At 67.8% G+C, this 18199-nt stretch carries 17 protein-coding genes; 11 read left to right on the forward strand and 6 right to left on the reverse strand.

The window, feature by feature from the left end:
- Positions 1-61: 61 nt before the first annotated feature.
- The 5 genes from OG555_RS31280 (at position 62) to OG555_RS31300 (ending at position 5201) form a co-directional block, all read left to right on the forward strand.
- A complete protein-coding gene (locus OG555_RS31280; RefSeq protein WP_329476141.1) occupies positions 62-1681 on the forward strand; it encodes an IucA/IucC family protein in 1620 nt (539 codons plus the stop codon).
- A 17-nt stretch (positions 1682-1698) separates the two neighbouring features.
- Positions 1699-2223: a GNAT family N-acetyltransferase gene (locus OG555_RS31285; RefSeq protein WP_329476142.1), complete on the forward strand. Its 525-nt coding sequence runs from the start codon at positions 1699-1701 to the stop codon at positions 2221-2223.
- 1 nt (position 2224) lies between these two features.
- Positions 2225-3487 (forward strand): lysine N(6)-hydroxylase/L-ornithine N(5)-oxygenase family protein, encoded by a 1263-nt coding sequence (locus OG555_RS31290; protein WP_329476143.1) that lies wholly within the window; start codon positions 2225-2227, stop codon positions 3485-3487.
- Entirely contained in the window at positions 3484-4617 is a 1134-nt protein-coding gene (locus OG555_RS31295) for an IucA/IucC family protein (RefSeq protein ID WP_329476144.1), read from the forward strand. Before OG555_RS31290 ends, OG555_RS31295 begins: the two co-directional genes overlap by 4 nt.
- 77 nt (positions 4618-4694) lie before the next feature.
- Complete coding sequence (locus OG555_RS31300; protein ID WP_329476145.1) at positions 4695-5201, forward strand: IucA/IucC family C-terminal-domain containing protein; 507 nt, start codon at positions 4695-4697, stop codon at positions 5199-5201.
- On the opposite strand, the gene OG555_RS31305 is transcribed toward OG555_RS31300, so the two are convergent.
- Together OG555_RS31305 and OG555_RS31310 are read right to left on the reverse strand one after the other, a co-directional pair.
- Positions 5198-6592: an amidase gene (locus tag OG555_RS31305; RefSeq protein ID WP_329476146.1), complete on the reverse strand. Its 1395-nt coding sequence runs from the start codon at positions 6590-6592 to the stop codon at positions 5198-5200. The two genes, OG555_RS31300 and OG555_RS31305, sit on opposite strands and share 4 nt — an antisense overlap.
- 76 nt (positions 6593-6668) lie before the next feature.
- Positions 6669-6824, reverse strand: coding sequence for a hypothetical protein (locus OG555_RS31310; RefSeq protein WP_328521459.1), 156 nt, complete (start codon positions 6822-6824; stop codon positions 6669-6671).
- Between the two features lie 364 nt (positions 6825-7188).
- Here OG555_RS31310 and OG555_RS31315 point away from each other — a divergent pair, with 364 nt between their 5' ends.
- Positions 7189-8154, forward strand: a complete 966-nt coding sequence (locus OG555_RS31315) for a Mom family adenine methylcarbamoylation protein (RefSeq protein WP_329476147.1) — start codon at positions 7189-7191, stop codon at positions 8152-8154.
- On the opposite strand, the gene OG555_RS31320 is transcribed toward OG555_RS31315, so the two are convergent.
- Positions 8151-9692, reverse strand: a complete 1542-nt coding sequence (locus OG555_RS31320) for a carbohydrate kinase family protein (RefSeq protein ID WP_329476148.1) — start codon at positions 9690-9692, stop codon at positions 8151-8153. The genes OG555_RS31315 and OG555_RS31320 overlap by 4 nt on opposite strands.
- A gap of 75 nt (positions 9693-9767) precedes the next feature.
- A complete protein-coding gene (locus tag OG555_RS31325; RefSeq protein WP_329476149.1) occupies positions 9768-11588 on the reverse strand; it encodes an SCO7613 C-terminal domain-containing membrane protein in 1821 nt (606 codons plus the stop codon).
- A gap of 383 nt (positions 11589-11971) precedes the next feature.
- Between OG555_RS31325 and OG555_RS31330 the strand changes: the two genes are divergently transcribed.
- On the forward strand, positions 11972-12634 hold the full coding sequence (locus tag OG555_RS31330) for a class I SAM-dependent methyltransferase (RefSeq protein ID WP_329476150.1): 663 nt from the start codon (positions 11972-11974) through the stop codon (positions 12632-12634).
- 163 nt (positions 12635-12797) lie between these two features.
- Positions 12798-13217 carry a DUF805 domain-containing protein gene (locus OG555_RS31335; RefSeq protein ID WP_329476151.1) on the forward strand — a complete coding sequence of 140 codons (420 nt, stop codon included), beginning with the start codon at positions 12798-12800 and terminating at the stop codon, positions 13215-13217.
- A 52-nt stretch (positions 13218-13269) separates the two neighbouring features.
- On the opposite strand, the gene OG555_RS31340 is transcribed toward OG555_RS31335, so the two are convergent.
- Together OG555_RS31340 and OG555_RS31345 are read right to left on the reverse strand one after the other, a co-directional pair.
- The gene (locus tag OG555_RS31340; protein WP_329476152.1) at positions 13270-14679 is read right to left on the reverse strand and encodes a metallopeptidase TldD-related protein; all 1410 of its coding nucleotides are present in this window, start codon (positions 14677-14679) and stop codon (positions 13270-13272) included.
- The gene (locus tag OG555_RS31345) at positions 14676-16187 is read right to left on the reverse strand and encodes a TldD/PmbA family protein (protein WP_329476153.1); all 1512 of its coding nucleotides are present in this window, start codon (positions 16185-16187) and stop codon (positions 14676-14678) included. Before OG555_RS31345 ends, OG555_RS31340 begins: the two co-directional genes overlap by 4 nt.
- 113 nt (positions 16188-16300) lie before the next feature.
- Here OG555_RS31345 and OG555_RS31350 point away from each other — a divergent pair, with 113 nt between their 5' ends.
- From OG555_RS31350 to OG555_RS31360, 3 genes are read left to right on the forward strand one after another with little or no spacing between them, the layout of a single operon-like run.
- A complete protein-coding gene (locus tag OG555_RS31350; RefSeq protein WP_329476154.1) occupies positions 16301-16810 on the forward strand; it encodes an RNA polymerase sigma factor in 510 nt (169 codons plus the stop codon).
- Entirely contained in the window at positions 16807-17475 is a 669-nt protein-coding gene (locus OG555_RS31355; RefSeq protein WP_329476155.1) for a hypothetical protein, read from the forward strand. Before OG555_RS31350 ends, OG555_RS31355 begins: the two co-directional genes overlap by 4 nt.
- Before the next feature lie 49 nt (positions 17476-17524).
- A complete protein-coding gene (locus tag OG555_RS31360; protein ID WP_329476156.1) occupies positions 17525-18193 on the forward strand; it encodes a hypothetical protein in 669 nt (222 codons plus the stop codon).
- Positions 18194-18199: the final 6 nt, after the last annotated feature.

Raw genomic sequence — 18199 nt, forward strand, 5'->3', positions numbered from 1 at the left:
CTTCCCTCGTCGCTCCAGTCGCTGCGCTCCCTACGCTCCTCAGTCCAGGCCGGGAGGCCCCATGACCTCAACAGCAATTGCTGCCCACCTCAACGCGATACTGCGGTGCTATACGCGGGAGACGGGTGTGCCCGTCGCGATCGGGTTGTTGACATTGCCGGTGGGGGACTCGACCGTGACGGCGCGGGTCGAGCATACGTCCAGGACCGGCCTGCACCAGTTCACCGACGTACACGTGGATGGCGTGGAGCCGGCCCCGGAGGATCTGGTGCGGCTGCTGTCCGCGGACGCGGATCCGGCGGAGATCGACGACCTGGCGGCGCGGACCGCCGAGTCGGTGCGCAACGTCGAGCTGTTCTGGGACCGGGCCGACGGTGAGCGGGGTCCTGGTCGCTTCCTCGAGTTCGAGCAGGCGTTGCTGCTCGGGCATCTGAATCACCCCGCGCCGAAGAGCCGGGACGGATTGAGCGGTGACGAGCTGGCGGCGTACTCGCCGGAGCTCGGTGGCCGCTTCGCTGTGCACTGGTTCGAGGCCGACGCTGAGCTGGTGTCGTCGGATCAGGTGGCTGGCGCGCCCTCACTGCAGGGACTGGACGCTGTGCAGTTGATGGGCGCGCTGGCCGGTATCACTGCGTCGTCCGGTCGGGTGCTGATCCCAGCGCACCCCTGGCAGGCGGCGTCGTTGCTGGAGCGACCGCGGGTGGCTTCGCTGGTCAAGGCCGGCCGGGTGAAGGCTCTCGGTCCGCAGGGTGCGCAGTGGTACCCGACGTCGAGTCTGCGGACCGTCTTCCACCCGGACCTGCCGGTGATGCTGAAGCTGTCGCTCGGCCTGCGCATCACCAACTCCCGGCGGGAGTCGACCTCGACCGAGCTGCGGCGCGGGCTGGAGATCAACCGGCTGCTGGACGCGGCCTACAACGCTGGTACGGCGACCGCGCACCCGCGCTTCACCATCGTCCGCGACCCAGCCTGGATCGCTCTTGACGAAGGTGGACCCACATTGACTGGTCTTGACGTTGCTGTACGAGAAGTGCCAATAGACGTCAACAGTTATGCATGTTTGGCCGGTTTGGTCGCGCCGAGGCCTGGTGGAGTGAGCCGGCTGAGCGAGTACGCCGCTGAGGACCCGGCCGGCTGGGTGGCGTCGTACATCGACAACGTGCTGATCCCGATGCTGCATCTGTACGCCGAAACAGGGATCGGACTCGAAGCACATCAGCAGAACACACTGGTCCGATTGGACGAGGCCGGCCGGATCACGGGTGGCGCCTATCGCGACAACCAGGGCTACTACCTGGCTTCGTCGTACCTGCGCGGTCTGTTGGCCGTGACCGGGATGCGCGACTCCACGCTGGCTGTGGTCGATGATCCGATTGTCGACGATCGACTGACCTACTACCTGCTGCACAACCAGGCGCTGGCTGTTGTCGGCTGTCTGGCGGTGGACAGGCTCGCGGAGGAGGCTGAGCTGCTTGCTGTGGTGCGTGATCGGCTGACGCAGGCGCTGCCCCTGCTGAAGTCGGCCGGCCCGGATGGTGATCGGCTGGCGCGGCGCTGGCTCGAGGCGGAGACGCTGCCGTGCAAGGCCAACATGATGACCCGGCTGCGCGGCATCGACGAGGTCGTCGCTCCGCTGGATGCGCAGTCGGTCTACCTCGACATTCCGAACCCGCTGCGATGAGGTGTGACAGCAGGCCGATGCTCCACCTGGACAACGGGTTCGACCTCCGGCCGGCCGGAGCCGAGGACGCCGCCAGGATCGCGGTGTGGATGGCGCAACCGCACATCCAGCGGTGGTGGCAGCAGGACTGGTCGGTGGAGCGCTGGACGGAGGAGATCGCCCGGCAGGCGGCGGGGGAGCACTCGGTCCCGTGCGTGGCCGCGCTCGACGCGGAGGACTTCGGGTACGTCGAGCTCTACCGCGTCCGGCACGACCGGCTGGCGGAGTACTACGACGCTTCGGAGCACGACTGGGGTGTGCACGTGGCCATCGGGGACGTGACCCGCGTCGGTCGCGGCCTCGGGCGCCAGTTGCTGCGTGCGCTCGCCGATGCATTGCTCCGCGCCGATCCGGCCTGTCAACGCGTCGTGGCCGAGCCGGACATGGAGAACACACCATCCGTCCGCGCTTTCGTCGCAGCGGGCTTCGTCCAGCAAGGGGAGCTGCAGCTGCCCGAGAAGACAGCACAACTGATGGTCCGCACCCGGACCGCGGAGGTATGACATGTACGACGTGATCGCGATCGGCTGTGGTCCGTTCAACCTCGGACTGGCCGCGCTGGCCGACGGTGTGGACGACGTACGCCTGGCTGTGCTGGACAGCCGGCCGGAGTTCACCTGGCACCGCGGGCTGATGTTCGACGACGCGATGTTGCAGGTGTCGTTCCTGGCGGACCTGGTGTCGTTGGTCGAGCCGGCTCATCACCTGTCGTTTCTGTCGTTCCTGAAGGACAACGACCGGATGTACCAGTTCTACGTGCGGGAGAAGTTCCATCCGACGCGACGCGAGTACGAGACGTACCTGCGATGGTGTGCGGCGCAGTTGGACTCACTCCACTTCGGTCACCACGTGCGCTCGGCGTCCTGGAACGGTTCGTTCTTCGAGTTGACGGTCGAGCGGGGCGACGCGCTGGAGACGTTCGAAACCCGGCACCTGGTCGTGGGCGTCGGCACTGAGCCGTCTGTACCTGCTGCGTTGGCCGGACTGCCTTCAGAGCGCTTCCTGCACTCCGCGGACTACCTGTTCCGGCGCGAGGACCTGTTGAAGACCGGCCGGGTGACCGTCGTTGGATCGGGCCAGTCCGGCGCTGAGTGCGCACTCGACCTGCTGCGCGCGAACGGTCCTGCGGTGTCCTGGATGACCCGGACGCCGGCCTTCACGCCGCTGGACTACTCGAAGCTGGTGCTCGAGATGACGACGCCGTCGTACGTCGACTACTTCCACGCACTGGACGAGTCGACGCGCGACAAGCTGGTCAAGGAGCAGTGGCGGCACTACAAGGGCATCTCGTCGGACACGCTCGACGACATCCACGATGTCCTCTACCAGCGCGATCTGAACGGCGCACCGGTCGACCTGCAGTGCGGTGTCGCCGTGGTGTCCGCTGTTGCCCGTGCTGACGGCATCGAGCTGACCATGCACCACGCGGACAGCGGCAGGACCTTCCAGCACACTTGCGATGCTGTAGTTGCGGCCACCGGCTATCGCAATCGGCCGCTGCCGTTCATGACCTCTCTGGAGGATCGGGTACGACGTGACGCCGCGGGCCGGTGGATCATCAATCGGGACCACAGCGTTCTCGCGGACGACGAGCTGGCCGGCCGGATCTTCGTGGCGAACGCGGATCTGCACAGCCATGGTGTCGCCGCGCCGGACCTTGGCATCGGGGCGATCCGCAACGCGACCATCCTGAACAGCGTGGCCGGGCGTGAGGTGTTCCGGCTGCCGAAGTCCACCGCCTTCACGACGTTCACCATCCCCGGATGAGTGAGTGGACCCGCTGTTCGTCAGAGCTGCTGGCGAAGCTGATCTCCCAGTCCTGCACGGAGAACCTGCTGCAGCCGGTCGACAATCGACTGGACCTCGGCGGTGTGTCGTACATCTTTGAGGCGACACGTGGTGCCTTCGGCAGCTGGCGGGTGGCGGCTGACTCGATCCGTCGTACCACTGCGGGCATCCTGGGAAATGACGAGAGCGAGGTCGCTACCGACCCGATCCAGTTCTTCGTCGAGGCAGCCGGCGTACTCGGACTCGACGGGTCCACTGTGGCCGGTTATGTCGCGGAGTTGACCAGCACGCTGGCGGCCGACGTACGAATGGCTTCTACCGCAGTCGCGCCTGCTGAGCTGTTGGAACTGCATCACAGCCGGCTGGAAGGACATCTGACCGGGCATCCGTTGCTGGTGGCCAATAAGGGCCGTCTCGGGTTCTCTGCCTCGGACAGCCTGCGGTACACACCCGAAGCGCGCACGCCGCTCCGCTTGGTGTGGCTGGCTGTCCGACGCGGCCTAGCAGAGTTCCGCGGCACCCCCGACCTGTCAGAGCACTCGGTCGTCGGTCGAGAGCTCGGTCCGTCGGTTCTGGAGACTTTCCGCGCCCAGTTGGTCGATCCGGATTCGTATGTATGGCTTCCGTGTCACCCCTGGCAGCTGGATCACGTCGTACGCACGCAGTGGGCCCGTGAGCTCGCCACGGGCGAGATCGTCGTACTCGGAGATGGGCCGGATGAGTATCTGCCGACCCAGTCGATCCGCACGATGGTCAACATCACCAACCCCGCGCGTTACCAGGTCAAGCTTCCCCTGAAGATCCTGAACACCTCGGTCTACCGCGGCATCCCCGAACACTGCACCCTCGCTGCCCCGATGATCACCCAATGGCTCCGCGGCCTCAGGTCCCGGGACGAGGTCTTCACCCACCTAGGCACCGAACTCCTCGGCGAAGTCGCCTCCGTCACTGTCCGCCACCCCCAACTCTCGACGGCTCCCGGCATCCCCTACCAATGGACCGAAACCCTCGGCTGCATCTGGCGCGACCCCATCGACGCCCGCCTCCGTGAGGGCGAATCCGTCTGGCCCCTGGCCGCAGTCCTCCACCCGGCCTGGCCCTCGAGCTGATCACCCGCTCCACCGCAGACCCGCAAACCTGGCTCAGCCACCTACTAGCCACCCTCTTACGCCCGCTACTCCACCTGATGCACCACTACGGCATCACCGTGAACCCCCACGGCGAGAACCTGGCCATCATCACCAACCCCAACGGCCTCCCTGCCCGCTTGGTCATCAAAGACCTGGTAGACGACATCAACATCTCCACCACCCCCATAGATGCCCGAGGCCCCGAACCCGACTCCCACCACCGAGTCCTGCCCCGCAAGCCCTGGCACATCCTCCGCCAATACCTGGTAGACGCCCTCCTCCTGGGCGTCCTGAACCCCCTATCCGACGTCAACCTGGTCCCCCAAGACACCTTCTGGGGCTTGGCCCGAGGCGAAATAGACCTCTACACAACCACCCACCCCGAATACGCCGACCGCATCGAGGCCACCGCTCTAACCGCAGAAACCTTCGCCCGCTACCCCCTCAACGCCTACCGCCTAACCCTCGGCTACACAGAGCTAGACACCCGCCCACCCATCCCCACCACGGGCCGAATCCCCAATCCACTTCACTTCGCGGAATCCATCCCACCCATCAGCTAAACGCCGGTTGGGGGGCCGTGGCGCCAGAGGTGGAGGTCTTCGTCTATGCGGATGCCGAGGGCTAGGAGGTTGGCTTCGCGTTCGGGAGTGGTGGCTAGGGAGAGGCCCACGGGGAGGCCTCGGATGTCGAAGCCGGCGGGGACGTTGAGGGCGGGGAAGTCGGCGATGGACCAGGGGATCGAGAGGCGGATGCGGGGGCCTTTGGGTGGCCGGGTGTGGTCGATCAGGGGTGGGGCGGCGTCGATGGTGGGGTGGGCGATGGCGTCGAGACGGTGGGTGGTCATGATCTCGCGCCAGTCGTGGGTCCACTGATCTCTCAGGCGAAGAGCTTCGGCGTAGCGTTCGGGGCTGATGCGTTCGCCTTTGCGGACGCGTTCGCGGACCTGCGGTGTGTAGAGGTGGCTGTGGGGGACCAGGGCGTCGTGGATCTGGTGGGCTTCGCTCTCGTTGATGGTGTCGAAGACGCCGGTGGACTTCTCGAGGACCGTCTTGGCGTTCGGGGGGTTGCCGATCTCGACCAGTTGAGCGCCGCGGGCGACCAATAGGTCGAGTGCGTCACGGCAGACCGCAGCGATCCGATCGTCGACCTGCTGCCAGGACATCTTGGTCGGCAGACCGATGCGTACGCCGCTCAGATCGGTCGGCGGCTCGAGCGGGTACGACGGGATCGGCTCGTTCCGTGTCGCCGGGTCGCGCGGGTCGTGTCCGGCCAGCACGTGCATCAGGATCGAGATGTCGAGCATCCGCCGAGCCATCGGACCCGCCACGTCGAACGACGGACTCAGCGGGATCACGCCGTACCGGGAAATGCGGCCGCGGGCGCTGCGGAGGGTGCAGACGCCGCACGCGGCGGCCGGGATGCGGAGCGAGCCACCGGTGTCGGTGCCGGTGGCAATCGGGACCATCCGGCCGGCGAGCGCGGCCGCTGATCCGCCGGACGATCCACCAGGCGTACGGCGTACGTCCCACGGGTTGGCCGTCGGTGTCGACGCCGTACCGTAGGCGAACTCGTGGGTCGTGGTCTTCCCGAGCAATCCGGCGCCGGCCGCCGACAGGCGCTCCCAGACCGCGGCGTTCTCGGCCGGGACGTAGTTGGCGAGGACCTGGCTGCCCGCGGTGGTGAGCACGCCCTTGGTGAGGAACACGTCCTTCACCGCGACGGGTACGCCGGCCAGTGGGCCGACCGGCTCGCCCTTCACCCGGGCCTGGTCGGCGCGGTCGGCGGCTTCCAGCGCGAGGTCGGGTGTGCGGGTGACGAATGCGCGAACCGATGATTCGGACAACTCGATCCGGCGCAGGCAATCCTCGACGAGTTCGCGCGCGGAGAGTTTGCGCTGCCCCAATAACGGGAGCACCTCGGTCAGGCTGAGATCCGCGGCGGAGTCACTCACGTCTGCGAGCCTACGGAAAATACCCGCCCGGGGGAGTCCCGGGCGGGTGTCGAGGGGTACTGCGGGGATGCTGCGGTCAGTGCCCCATGGCGGTGGCGACGTTGTACAGGCCGAAGCAGAAGACCATGACCACTCCGAAGAGCAGAATGAACAGAATCTGTTTCCAGAAGGAGATCAAGAGCACCGCACTGGCCAGCACGACAACGGTCGCGACGAATTCGTTGGGAGGCATGGCGTTTCCTCTTTTCCTTCGATTCACTTCCCTTGAGTTCTTGTCTTTCGCCGCTCACTGGTTAGAGTTGGGCGGCGGCTCGGCGTTACTGGTTACGCTTTCAGTGAACGCCGCGACAATCGGTTGTCAATCCAGATAGATTGGCACGACTTTCTTTGTCCGGACATGATTTTGGCAACCTCGCGCCGACGCGCACCAAGGCTTTGGCAGGCGGCGTTGATACGCTGGCGGCTTTCCCGGTATCGCTTTGCGCCAGTTGGCAGACCCGGCCTGCCAACTGGCAGGAACTGGCACAACACGCCGCCAAAACTCGTCTGGTTGGGAAGTTGCGAGGACGCGGCAACCGTCCGCTAGCATTTCGGGTGTGGTGATCAGCGCCGCCGGCCCGGCGGCTAAGGCGGACGTCCCACCGCCTCCAGTTCCAGCAGTCGTCCACTCCCCGGCAGCCAGGCTCTCGCTCGACGATTGCCGAACGCATGCACCGGGGTTCGCCGACCTGCTGCTCGACGCCGTGCAGCGGCACGACGTCCCGAGCCGCGCGCTGAGCGTGCGCACGCTGCTGCATCTGCCCCGGCTGGCACGGCCGAACGGCAGCATCGGGCGCACTGCGGTGATTGCCGAGCTGAATCGCAACGCGGCCCGTCTGCAGCGCGATCAGCAGGCGATAGAAGACCTCATTCCGAAAGACAAGTACGAGCTCGCCGATCTGCGTTTCGTGCGGCTGGGGAATACCGATGCCGACCAGATCTTCAGTCGTCTGCATTACCTGCGCAGCGCCCGTGCGGGCTCGGTGAACTTCGCGCTGGTGGACCCGGTGAACAAGCTCCCGGTGACGCTCTGCAGTGTTTCCCCGCTGGAATGGATGCGCGTCGGCAAGCAGTTGCAGGCGCAGTTCGGCGTACCGCTCGGCGCGGCCTGGGACGTGTCCCGGGTGTATTCGTTCGACGTCGCTCCGGTGAATGCGATCTCGTATCTGCTGTCGAAAGTCCGGCAGGTGATCCGGCGCGAGATTCCCGGCGTACAACTGCTGACCACCGCGGTCGACCCGAATCTCGGATTCGTCGGATCCAGCTATCGGGCCGCCAACTGGCAGCAGTGGATGTCGATCGAGGCGCGGCCCTATCTGTACGTTGACGGCATCTACGCCAGTCCGCGCCAGCTCCGGACCCGGTACGGCGGCGCGAACCTGGCCGAACTGCGTCGCGCCAACCCCGGCGGCCGCTTCGAGCAAAGCCGCGCCAAGCTGCTGGACTCAGTGATCTACTGCTGCCGCCTCCGCGGCATCACCGAGCCCGTCCCGCTCGAGAACCAGCGCCGCCTCCGGCGCTAGCCCAGACCACCGCCGGTCACCGTGAACGGCGAGCGGGACAGCAGCGCGTCGATGCGTTTGCGGTCGGGCATCGAGTTCGACAGCGGGAAGTCGGCGGACGCGCAGGACATCGCGGCGGCCGCCCACAGCGCCACCTCGCCGGTGAACTTCCGGTCGTTGTCGATCAGTCTGGCCGCCAGCGCCGCGCAGAACGCGTCACGCGAGGCGGCCGACTCCTTGTAGATCGACGGGATGATCGGCACGCTGAGCACCTCGTGGGCAGGGCCGGAGTAGACCGTGCATCCGCCGTTGACCAGCAGGCAGAGGGTCTCCACACCGAAGGCGAGCAGGTTCCGCGCGACTGGGTCCGGGTCGAACGGGCTGAGGCCCTGCGACGCGAAGTGGCCGAGCTCCCAGGGGTGCGCCACCAGGTAGTCGATCCGCGGGAAGGCGTCCCGCGAGATGCGTTCGTCGACGTACGGCTGTCCCGGCGTCACGATCACCAGTGGCCGACTGGCTGGGGTGCGATGGGCCAATGCGAGCGTTTGCTGCATCGTGTCCCGCGGGACCTCGAAAGTCATCAGCAACGCGTCGCAGCCGGCCAGGTGGTCGTACCGCTCGTCCATGTCCTCGGGCTCCAGGAACACCTCGGCCTGGTTGCGCCAGTTGACCGCGATGCTGTCGCCCAGCTCTCGTTCGAAGACGCCGGTGAACGGCGTACGGCGGCCGCGGACGCGTTTGACCAGGGACGTGTCGACACCCTCGTCGCGCAGGTGCTGCAGGATCTCCTCGCCGAAGCGGTCGTCGGTGACCGCAGCGATCAGGGAGGTGTGCAGACCGAGCCGAGCAGCCGCGACCGCCTGAGTCAGCGCCTTGCCGCCGGGGGAGAGGTCGAAGCCGTACGCCTCACTCGACGTCTCGGGAGCCGGCAGCGCCTTGATGCGGAACGTCGCGTCCATGACCGCGCCGCCGACGACGATCACACGGCCTTTCCGTGGAGTGTCGGCAGTCGGGGCGGCGTCGAGCATCGCGACGGTCTTCGAGCCGACGGAGTAGATGTCCCGGCGGATGAGTTGGTTGGCGAGCTCCCGGAGTACGGCGGGCTCGGTTGTGCCGCGGAGAGCTCGGTCGCTGGGGGCTTCGCCGGGCTTGTGGCCGAGGGCCTGGTGGAGGCGGTGCCAGTGGTTGAGGAGGGTCTCGCGGCGGCGGCCCAGGGAGGTGCTGTAGAGCGCGAGGGTGATGCGCTCCTCGATCCCGGCGCGTGTGTAGGTGTCCGTATGCAGGCCGAGGGCCAGGATCGCGTCGGCGACGATCTGCTGGGTGCCGTTCAGGTCGTCGCCGACGCAGGTGGCGACCAGGTCGAACGCGGCCGACGCAGGGTCGAGCTCATGGACCGAGGCGAACCGGCGGGTGGCCGCGAGCTCCATCAGCGGTGCCGCGATGCCGGACCGGCCGGCGTGCAGTCGAGCGGTGGTGAGGCCGTCATGGGTGCGGAGTTTTTCGAGCACGCTGGCAAGCAGCAGCACATCCGCGGTCTGCTTGTCGCTGCGGTTCGTCATCCGGCCCCCGGGTCGTGATTCTCCTCGAACCAAGTATGCGGACCAGCAGGCCATCCGGGAAACCGAGCGCGCGCGTCACCGCAGGGCGGTGACCCACCGGGCGACCTGTTTGGCCTGGGTGAGGCGGCGCTCGTAGGTGGCGCCGACGGTGAGGAGGATGGCGCCGGCGGCGCCGAGGGTGATCCAGCGGGGGATCAGCGGGGCGACCTCGAGGAACTGCCAGATGCCGATCTTGGCGAGGACCGCGGCGCCGATGACGAAGGAGGCCTGGAGGCCGCCGTAGACACCCACCATGATGACCGCGAGTGCGGCGGCGACGACCAGGGTCACCCGGATCCAGTTATCGTTGCTATCGGCAAGCAAGGCGGAAGGAACCAGTCCGATCAGCAGGCCGGGGCCGAGGTAGACCCAGCTGGATTCGTTGCGCCAGGCCAGTACGCCGATCGCGAGCATGGCGACCGCCGGCGGGATCGTGAACCACTCGACCGTGGTTGCGCCGGACGCGACGACGAAGGCTGTGTTGGCGATGATCAGCAGCAGGCCGGCGATCAGTAGTCCGATCCGCCGGGCCGGATTCATGCCATAGGCAATCAATGGTGCCGCCGCGATGGTCAGTACGACACCGGTCGCCGTCTCGGTGGCGGTCACCATCAGGGCCGTGAGTTGCGCGAGCAGGACAGCCAGCGCCGCAGTACTCATCAACACCCGTTCCAGCGGCTGACCGACGTACCGGCAGGCGAGTCCGATGCCGGCCGCGCCGACGAGCGCGAGACTGACCGCGGCGGCCCAGAGACCGATGTACTCGTCGCCGGCGAACAGCGGGATCGCTATCTGCGCGGCAAGCGAGGCGACTCCCGCGGCCGGGACCGCGTCGACCACCTTGCGCACAGCGGCGAAGACGGCCAGTACGGCGACGATCGCGGCGAGGAAACCGAGTTGCCGGATGTCGTCCCGCGCCAGGCAGAAGAGGAGGTCGACCGCGGCGACGGTGATGATGGCGACGTGCAGGATGAGGGCGAGCTTGCCGGTTCGACGGGCCAGCACGATCTTCGTGATCCCCAGGACGGTGAGGACGCCGGTGGTCAGCCAGCGGCCAGGTCCGGGGATCTGCGGGAGGCAGGTGGCGACGGCGAACCCAGCCGCAGCGGCGCACACTGCCTCGCCGAGTCCCCACTGGACCGAGGCGGGGAGTGGTCGCTTGCGGAGGGTGACCAGGCCTGTAGCGGCGGCGAGGCAGACGACGGCGGCCGTCGCGATCGTCCTCAGCAGCTCCGCGTGCGTGGGGACCGGGCCGAGGTCGAGGTAGCCGCCGGTGGAGTACGTCGCGAGCAGGCCGACGAAGGTTCGGGTCATGCCGGCGAGCAGGATGCCGCAGAAGACCACGGCCGAGGTGATCGCGCCGGTACGACGGACGATCGCGGTGCCCTTGGCCGACAGGATCAGCGTGATGACCACCTGGGCCAGGAGAGCGGCGAGCAGCACCGGGAGGCTGGTGCGGTCGACCAGGACCAGCGCCAGCGGGAACTGACCGGCGATGACGGTGGTGACACCGTACGTGACGACCTTCGGTGCCATCCGCGTCATCAGGAGGTTGATCAGGGCAAGGGATCCGAAGACGATCGCGCTGTAGGTGAACCAGTCGATGGCGACCAGTGAGCCGAGGCCCAGGGCGCGGACGCCGTACAGGTCGACCGTGAGCAGGCCGCAGCCGAGAATCGCGAGGGCCTCGGCGGTGCCGGCCAGGGAGCGCCGGCTGGCGGGGACGGAGCCCGCGAAGGCGAGGGTGGCCAGGGTGCCGATGATGCCGGCCTGCAGGGAGACGGGAAGGCTGTCCCAGTTGACGGCCAGGAAGGTGACTCCGGCCGCGAGGAGCAGCAGTACGCCGAGGCTCAGCAAAGTGCCCTGTGGACTCAGGTGTCGCGCCTTGTGGGTTGGCTTGGGCTGCCGAGGCGGCTCCGGTAAGCGGTGTGGCGCGGCAGGCTTGGTCGTTCGAGCTGCGACCGGTGCGGGTTTCGGAGTGGCGACTGCCCGGGGCGCAGGCGCCGGGAACTGAGGCTGCGGAGCGGGTTGCACAGGCTGCACGGGCTCGATGCTGAGCTGCAGCGGGGTGTGGCACGTCGGGCAGGTGATTGCGGCGGTCGGCATCGCGTCCTCCTGAGGCTCACTTCACTATCCCGATGAGGAAGGGATGCCTGCGTGAGTACGTCTACTCAACTTGTGACGTAGGCTGCTGCGGTCTGCCGGTCGTCCAGACCGGCGTGACGAACACGGGGAGCAACATGAAGACTGGACACGTCGAGCTTGCGAGAGCTCAGCAGGAACGTTGGCAGACGGCGTACGCACACCATCCGCAACTGCACGGATCGGAGCCGTCGGCCGCCGCACAGTGGGCGGCCGAGGCGTTCGGTGCCGCAGGCATCGATGACGTGCTCGAGCTCGGCGCCGGGCATGGTCGCGACGCGCTTTTCCTGGCCAGGCAGGGTTTCAGCGTGCACGCCACCGATTTCAGCGAGTCGGCCCTCGACCAGCTGCGCCTGGAAGCACAGCGTGAGGGCCTGGACGACCGCGTCACGGCCGCGCTGCACGACGTCCGCGATCCGCTGCCGCCGGCCGACGCCACGGTCAACGCGGTGTTCGCGAATCTCCTGCTGAACATGGCGTTCTCCCGCGCCGAACTGCGATCCCTGGTCGCCGAGATCCACCGCGTGCTCTGCCTTGGTGGGCTTTTCGTGTACGCCGTGTGGTCGGTGGCGGACCCGTGTTCGGCGAATTGGCAGCAACTGGACGGCGGTCTGTCCGTGCACGACGGTTTCGTCGGACGGTTCTTCGACGAGCAGTTGGTCGCCGAGTTGGCCGATCAGTGGGAGTTCGGCGACGCGACGCCGTACGACGAAGGCCGGCGGCGGCTGTGGCGCGTCACGCTGACCAAGCCGGCGAGCTGAAGCCGGCTCTAGCTCTCGGCCGATTCCGAAAAGGTGAAGTTGGCTCAGGCCCCGGCGCGGGAGATTGCGGTGTGGTCACCAAAGCGAAAACCTGCATTGACGAACCCGACCAGTTCCGACAGGCTCTGTCCGCGTCTCACCTTCGACCAACGGAGAATCAGCAATGCAGTGGTACATCGACGTTCTCAAGAAGTACGCCGTGTTCAGTGGCCGGGCCCGGCGCAAAGAGTACTGGTTTTTCGTGCTCTTCAACGTGATCGCCTCGATCATCCTGGGCATCGTGGACAAGATCATCGGCACGGACTACGGCAACGGTGGCAGTGGCATCCTGTCGACGATCTACAGCCTCGCGGTGCTGCTGCCGTCGATCGGTGTGGCGATCCGGCGGATGCACGACACCAACCGCAGCGGCTGGTGGATCCTGATCAACCTGATCCCCTGCATCGGCTGGATCTGGTTCATCGTGCTGGCGGCCCAGGAGGGCAACCCCGGTGACAACCAGTACGGTCCGGACCCGAAGGCGGCCGAGCGCTTCGGCCAGCCGGGTGCCGGCCCTGCCGAGCCGGGCTACCCGACTGTCTGACCCCAGACATGCAGAACGCCCCGCGAGCTACTCGCGGGGCGTTCTGCTGTCTTCAGCTGGCCTGGCTGACGCTCGACATGTTGAAGTCCGGGACCAGCAGCGGCGGCGTCGCGGTCCGGGAGAAGTAGTCGCCCCACTCCCGCGAGAACGACGGGACCGTGGCCCCCGCGGTGGTGAAACGGGCGAGCAGGTCGACCGGGCTCTCGTTGAAGCGGAAGTTGTTCACGGCACCGGTCACCTCGCCGTTCTCGACCAGGTAGACCCCATCGCGGGTCAGTCCGGTGAGCAGCGACGTCTGCGGGTCGACCATCCGGATGTACCACAGGCAGGTCAGCAACAGTCCGTGCTCGAGCCCGGCGACCAGGTCGTCGGTCGATCCGGAGGCGCCGTCGACGGACAGCACATAGTTGTCGATCGCCGGTGTCGCGGCCGGAGCCTCGATCAGCGCGGCTGTGTGCCGGCTGGTCATCAGGTGCTCGAGCTTGCCGTCGCGGATCCAGTCCGTCGCGGTCAGCGTCAGCCCGTTGTCGAAGACGCTCGAGGATCCGCCGGATGACCGGGCTACCGCGAACGGGAAGGTTTCGAGACCGGGCAACTGCGGGTCCGACACCAGGTTCACCGGCTGCGACGACAGCGTGTCACCGAGCCGCGTGCCGCCCGCCGGCTTGGAGAAGACGGTGCGTCCCTCGACGGCCTCGCGCCCGTCCAGCTGCCAGTACAGGTACGTCATCAGGTCCGCGACGGCGGCCGGCGGGAGCACGGTCGCATGCCGGCCCGGCTCGACCGAGACGGTCCGCGTCGCCCAGCCCAGCCGGCGGGTGAGCTCGGCGTCGAGCGCCAGCGCGTCGATGTCGGCGAAGTCGCGGGTAGCCGCGCCGACCCAGGCCGACTGGCTCAGGTCACCCGACTTGCCGGTCGCGGTGACGTGCCCGCGGGGGAGCGCCTGACGCAACCGCAGTCCGGCGGACGAACCGACGTACAGGGTGACGACCTCGTGGTCGGCGAACCCGTAGAGCCAGCGGCCCTCCTTGGTCGCCCGCTGCAGCGTCTCACCGAGAGCGGGAGCGAACTTCGAGTAGACGTTGACCGACGTTTCCTCCGCCTCCGCGTCCCAGTCCGCGTCGGCGGTGCCGTCGACAAGGGGGCGGGCGTCCTCGGCCGGGCTGGACGCGCGGGCGGTCGCGACGGCGGCCGAGACGACCTCGCGCAGCGACGCCTCCGTGACCGACGAGCGGCCGACCACCCCGGCCGCCGTACCCTCGCCGGCACCGACCGTGGCGATCACGGTCACGCTGGTGCCGCGCATCGCGCCGTTGGTGGTGAGGGTGTTGTTCGCCCAGCGCAGGTTGGCGCTGGAGGTCTCCGCGACGATGACGACGCAGCCATCGGCGCCCTCGGCCGCGGCCAGGGCGAGACCCCGCTCGATCGTGTCCTGCGGGGTGAGCTGAATGGCGGTCGTCACCGGCCGGCCTCCTGCGTGGTGTTGAGAATGCGGACGCTGCGGAACAAGGCGGACGGGCAACCATGACTGACTGCACCGGACTGCGCGGGCTGGGCCTTGCCGCAGTTCAGCGCCCCACCGAGGACGTACGTCTGCGGGCCGCCGACCGCCTCCATGGACCCCCAGAAGTCGGTGGTGGTCGCCTGGTAGGCCACGTCGCGCAGCTGGCCGTCGAGCTTGCCGTCGGTGATCTTGTAGAACCGCTGTCCGGTGAACTGGAAGTTGTACCGCTGCATGTCGATCGACCAGGACTTGTCGCCGACGATGTAGATCCCGTTCTTGACCCGGCCGATCAGCTCCTCGGTGGACGGGCCGTCCGCGGCGGGCTGCAGGGAGACGTTGGCCATCCGCTGGATCGGGATGTGGCCGGACGAGTCGGCGTACGCACAGCCGTTGGAGCGCGGCGTACCGAGCAGGTCCTCGTTGACCTTCGCCATCCGGCGGTCGACCTGGTAGCCGACCAGTACGCCGTCCTTGACCAGGTCCCACTGCTGTCCGGCGACACCCTCGTCGTCGTAACCGACCGTGGACAGGCCGTGCTCGGCCGTGCGGTCGCCGGTGACGTGCATGACCGGCGAGCCGTACTTCAGCGTGCCGAGCTTGTCCGTGGTCGCGAAGCTGGTGCCGGCGTAGTTCGCCTCGTAGCCGAGAGCGCGGTCCAGCTCGGTGGCGTGGCCGATCGACTCGTGGATGGTGAGCCAGAGGTTGGTCGGGTCGATGACCAGGTCGTAGGTGCCGGCCTCGACGCTCGCCGCGGCCATCTTCTCGGCCAGCCAGCCGGGGATCTGGGCGAGCTCCTCGTCCCAGTTCCACCCCGTGCCGGTCATGTACTCCCAGCCGCGGCCGGCCGGCGGCGCGACGCTGGACATCGAGTCGAACCGGTCGGCCTGGACCGCGTGGGCGGTGATGTCCGGGCCGATCCGGACCCGCTGCTGGGTGAAGGACGTCCCTTCGGAGTTCGCGTAGAACTTGCCCTCGTGGACGGTGGCGACGTGGACGCTCACGTGCGCGACACCATCGGCCTTCAGCAGCCGGTCGCTGTAGTCGGTGAGCAGCGCGACCTTCTCGGCCCGCGGCACGCTGAACGGGTCGATCTCGTACGACGACACCCAGGTGACGTCGTCGTACACCGGCTCGTCGGCGAGCTCGATCGGCTCGGCGTTGATCGGCCGGGACACCTGGGCCATGTTCACCGCCTGCTCGGCGACCTGGACCGCCTCGTCCTCGGTGAGCGCGACACCGGCGGCGAACCCCCAGGTGCCGTCGTGGATCACGCGCACCGCGAGGCCGAGGTCCTCGTCGTCCGTGGCGCTCTCCAGCACGCTGTCGCGCAGGGCGATCGACTCGGACCGGATCCGCTCCAGGCGGAACTCGGCGAAGGTGGCACCGAGGTCGCGGGCACGCTGCAGCGCGGCGTCGGCGAGCTCGTGACGGGGAAGGGCGAGGAAGGTCGCATCGACTTCAGGCACAACCCGACCCTATACACGGGAACCCGGCGATCACCCGCGGTGTAGTCACAATGTCAGGAAGTTGACCAGGAGGCGCGATCAGTCAGGCTGACGAGGCGGAGATTCTGGCTCGGGTGCGTGGTGGGGAATCGGCCGCGTACGGCGAGTTGGTGCTGCGGCATGCCTCGGTGGCGAAGCGTACGGCGGCGTTCCTCGGAGCAGGCGCGGATGCGGACGACGTGGTCCAGGAGGCGTTCGTCAAGGCGTATCGGGCGCTCGGGGGCTTCCGGTCCGGGTCGGCGTTCCGTCCGTGGCTGCTGCGGATCGTCGCGAACGAGACACGGAATGCAGTGCGGTCCCGCGGCCGCCGATCTCGTCGTGAGGAGCTGGCCGTGCCGCTGGACGTCGTACTGGATCCAGCGGAGGAGGCGGTGTCGCTGGAGCGGCGGACCGAGCTGCTGGCCGCAGTACGCGCGCTGCCCGACCCGATGCGGCTCGTGGTGACCTGCCGCTACCTGTTGGACCTGGACGAGCAGGAGACGGCGGTAGTGCTCGGCTGGCCGCGCGGAACGGTCAAGTCCCGGCTGCACCGCGCACTGGGGCGTCTGCGGGACTCACTACCCGACAAGGAGGTGCAGCGATGAACTTGGACGAGGAACTGCGAGTCCTCGGACGTTCTGCGGTCGTACCTCCGGTGGCTGAGGACCTGACCGCCGCAGTGCTGTCCCGCGTGGCCGATCTGCCCGTGCGAAGGCGACTGCGGGACCGCTGGCGCGCGTTCGTGGCCGGATTGCTAGTGCTGGTTGCCGGTGCGGCGCTCACACCGCCAGTACGGGCGACCGTCGCGGAGTGGCTGAACATCGGGGGAGTGCAGGCCCAGCCTGTCGGCACCGGACCGAGCACCGCGCCACCGGTGCCTGGAGTGCCAGGGCACCTGTCGCTGGAGGAGGCCGAGCGTGTCGCCGGCTTCAAGCCTGTGAAGCCGAAGGACCTGGGCGCTCCGGTCGGTGTCGAGGCATCGAAGGGTTTCGTGGCGATGAGCTGGGACGGCGTTCGGCTGGAGCAGTTCCAGGCGCAGATGTCGATGCGGTACATCAAGAAGTACTACGCGAGCCTTGAATATGTGCCCGGGATCGACGGCTACTGGTTCAAGACGCCGCATGAGCTCGTGCTGGAGGACGCGAACGGCGCGGAGCGTGTCGTACGCGTCGCCGGACCCACGCTGGTCTGGGTGCGCGACGGAGTCACCTTCCGCCTTGAAGGGGTCGAGAAGGCCAAGGCCGTCGAACTGGCGAGCGGAACCTCCTAGCCGCCGGCGGTGTATCCGGGGTGAGTCCTCGACTTCAGGGAGAGCCGCCATGGTCCGCCGCACGCTCGCATTGCTCGCCACCCTGCTCGCCGTCGCCGCCCTCGGCGCCACCCCCGCGCACGCGGGCGGCCCGACCAGCGTCATCCTCAGCGCGCCACCGCATGTGGTTGCCGTCGGCTACGAGGATCCGGCGTACGGCGAACTCCAGCGGGTGACCGAGAACGGCGGATCGACCAGCGCGGGGAGTGCGGGCAACGTCGAGGAGCATGCGTCGGGTCACTTCGTCCGGGCGACGTGGCTGATCCACGACGTGTCGGTCTGGCGGATCGACATCATCTACCCCGACGCACCCGGTGGACCCTGGATCGCGACCACCGAGTCGTTGACGACCGGCAGCATGCCTGAGACGCCGACGTGGCACCTCGCCACGGACGGCGCCGCCCTCATCAAGCTCCTCGACGCCCTTAAGCTCCTGCACGGCCAGACCTTCGACGGGGGCCCGACCACCCTCGACTACCTTCCGGCGCCGGCTTCTGAGCCTTCGGCGGAGCAACTGTCCGCCGCTGCACAGCCGCCGGCAACAACCCAAGCCGCGTCCCCCGGAACGTTCACCGGCTGGCGATGGACGATCCCCGGCTTCCTTGTGGGTGCCGCAGCAGCAGTCCTCGCCGTCCGCGTCCTCCCCAAACGCCGCTGGGACCTCATCGACGCGGAATGACGGTTG

Source organism: Kribbella sp. NBC_01484, from assembly GCF_036227145.1.
In the GTDB taxonomy this organism is placed as follows: domain Bacteria; phylum Actinomycetota; class Actinomycetes; order Propionibacteriales; family Kribbellaceae; genus Kribbella.

Excerpts from the sequence above, each read along its gene's own strand:
- OG555_RS31335 (WP_329476151.1), top strand. The coding sequence starts at position 12,798 with ATGCAGTGGTACATCGACGTTCTCAAGAAGTACGCCGTGTTCAGTGGC.
- OG555_RS31310 (WP_328521459.1), bottom strand. The coding sequence starts at position 6,824 with ATGCCTCCCAACGAATTCGTCGCGACCGTTGTCGTGCTGGCCAGTGCG.
- OG555_RS31295 (WP_329476144.1), top strand. The coding sequence starts at position 3,484 with ATGAGTGAGTGGACCCGCTGTTCGTCAGAGCTGCTGGCGAAGCTGATC.
- OG555_RS31280 (WP_329476141.1), top strand. The coding sequence starts at position 62 with ATGACCTCAACAGCAATTGCTGCCCACCTCAACGCGATACTGCGGTGC.
- OG555_RS31290 (WP_329476143.1), top strand. The coding sequence starts at position 2,225 with ATGTACGACGTGATCGCGATCGGCTGTGGTCCGTTCAACCTCGGACTG.
- OG555_RS31360 (WP_329476156.1), top strand. The coding sequence starts at position 17,525 with ATGGTCCGCCGCACGCTCGCATTGCTCGCCACCCTGCTCGCCGTCGCC.
- OG555_RS31330 (WP_329476150.1), top strand. The coding sequence starts at position 11,972 with ATGAAGACTGGACACGTCGAGCTTGCGAGAGCTCAGCAGGAACGTTGG.
- OG555_RS31285 (WP_329476142.1), top strand. The coding sequence starts at position 1,699 with ATGCTCCACCTGGACAACGGGTTCGACCTCCGGCCGGCCGGAGCCGAG.
- OG555_RS31355 (WP_329476155.1), top strand. The coding sequence starts at position 16,807 with ATGAACTTGGACGAGGAACTGCGAGTCCTCGGACGTTCTGCGGTCGTA.
- OG555_RS31300 (WP_329476145.1), top strand. The coding sequence starts at position 4,695 with ATGCACCACTACGGCATCACCGTGAACCCCCACGGCGAGAACCTGGCC.
- OG555_RS31320 (WP_329476148.1), bottom strand. The coding sequence starts at position 9,692 with ATGACGAACCGCAGCGACAAGCAGACCGCGGATGTGCTGCTGCTTGCC.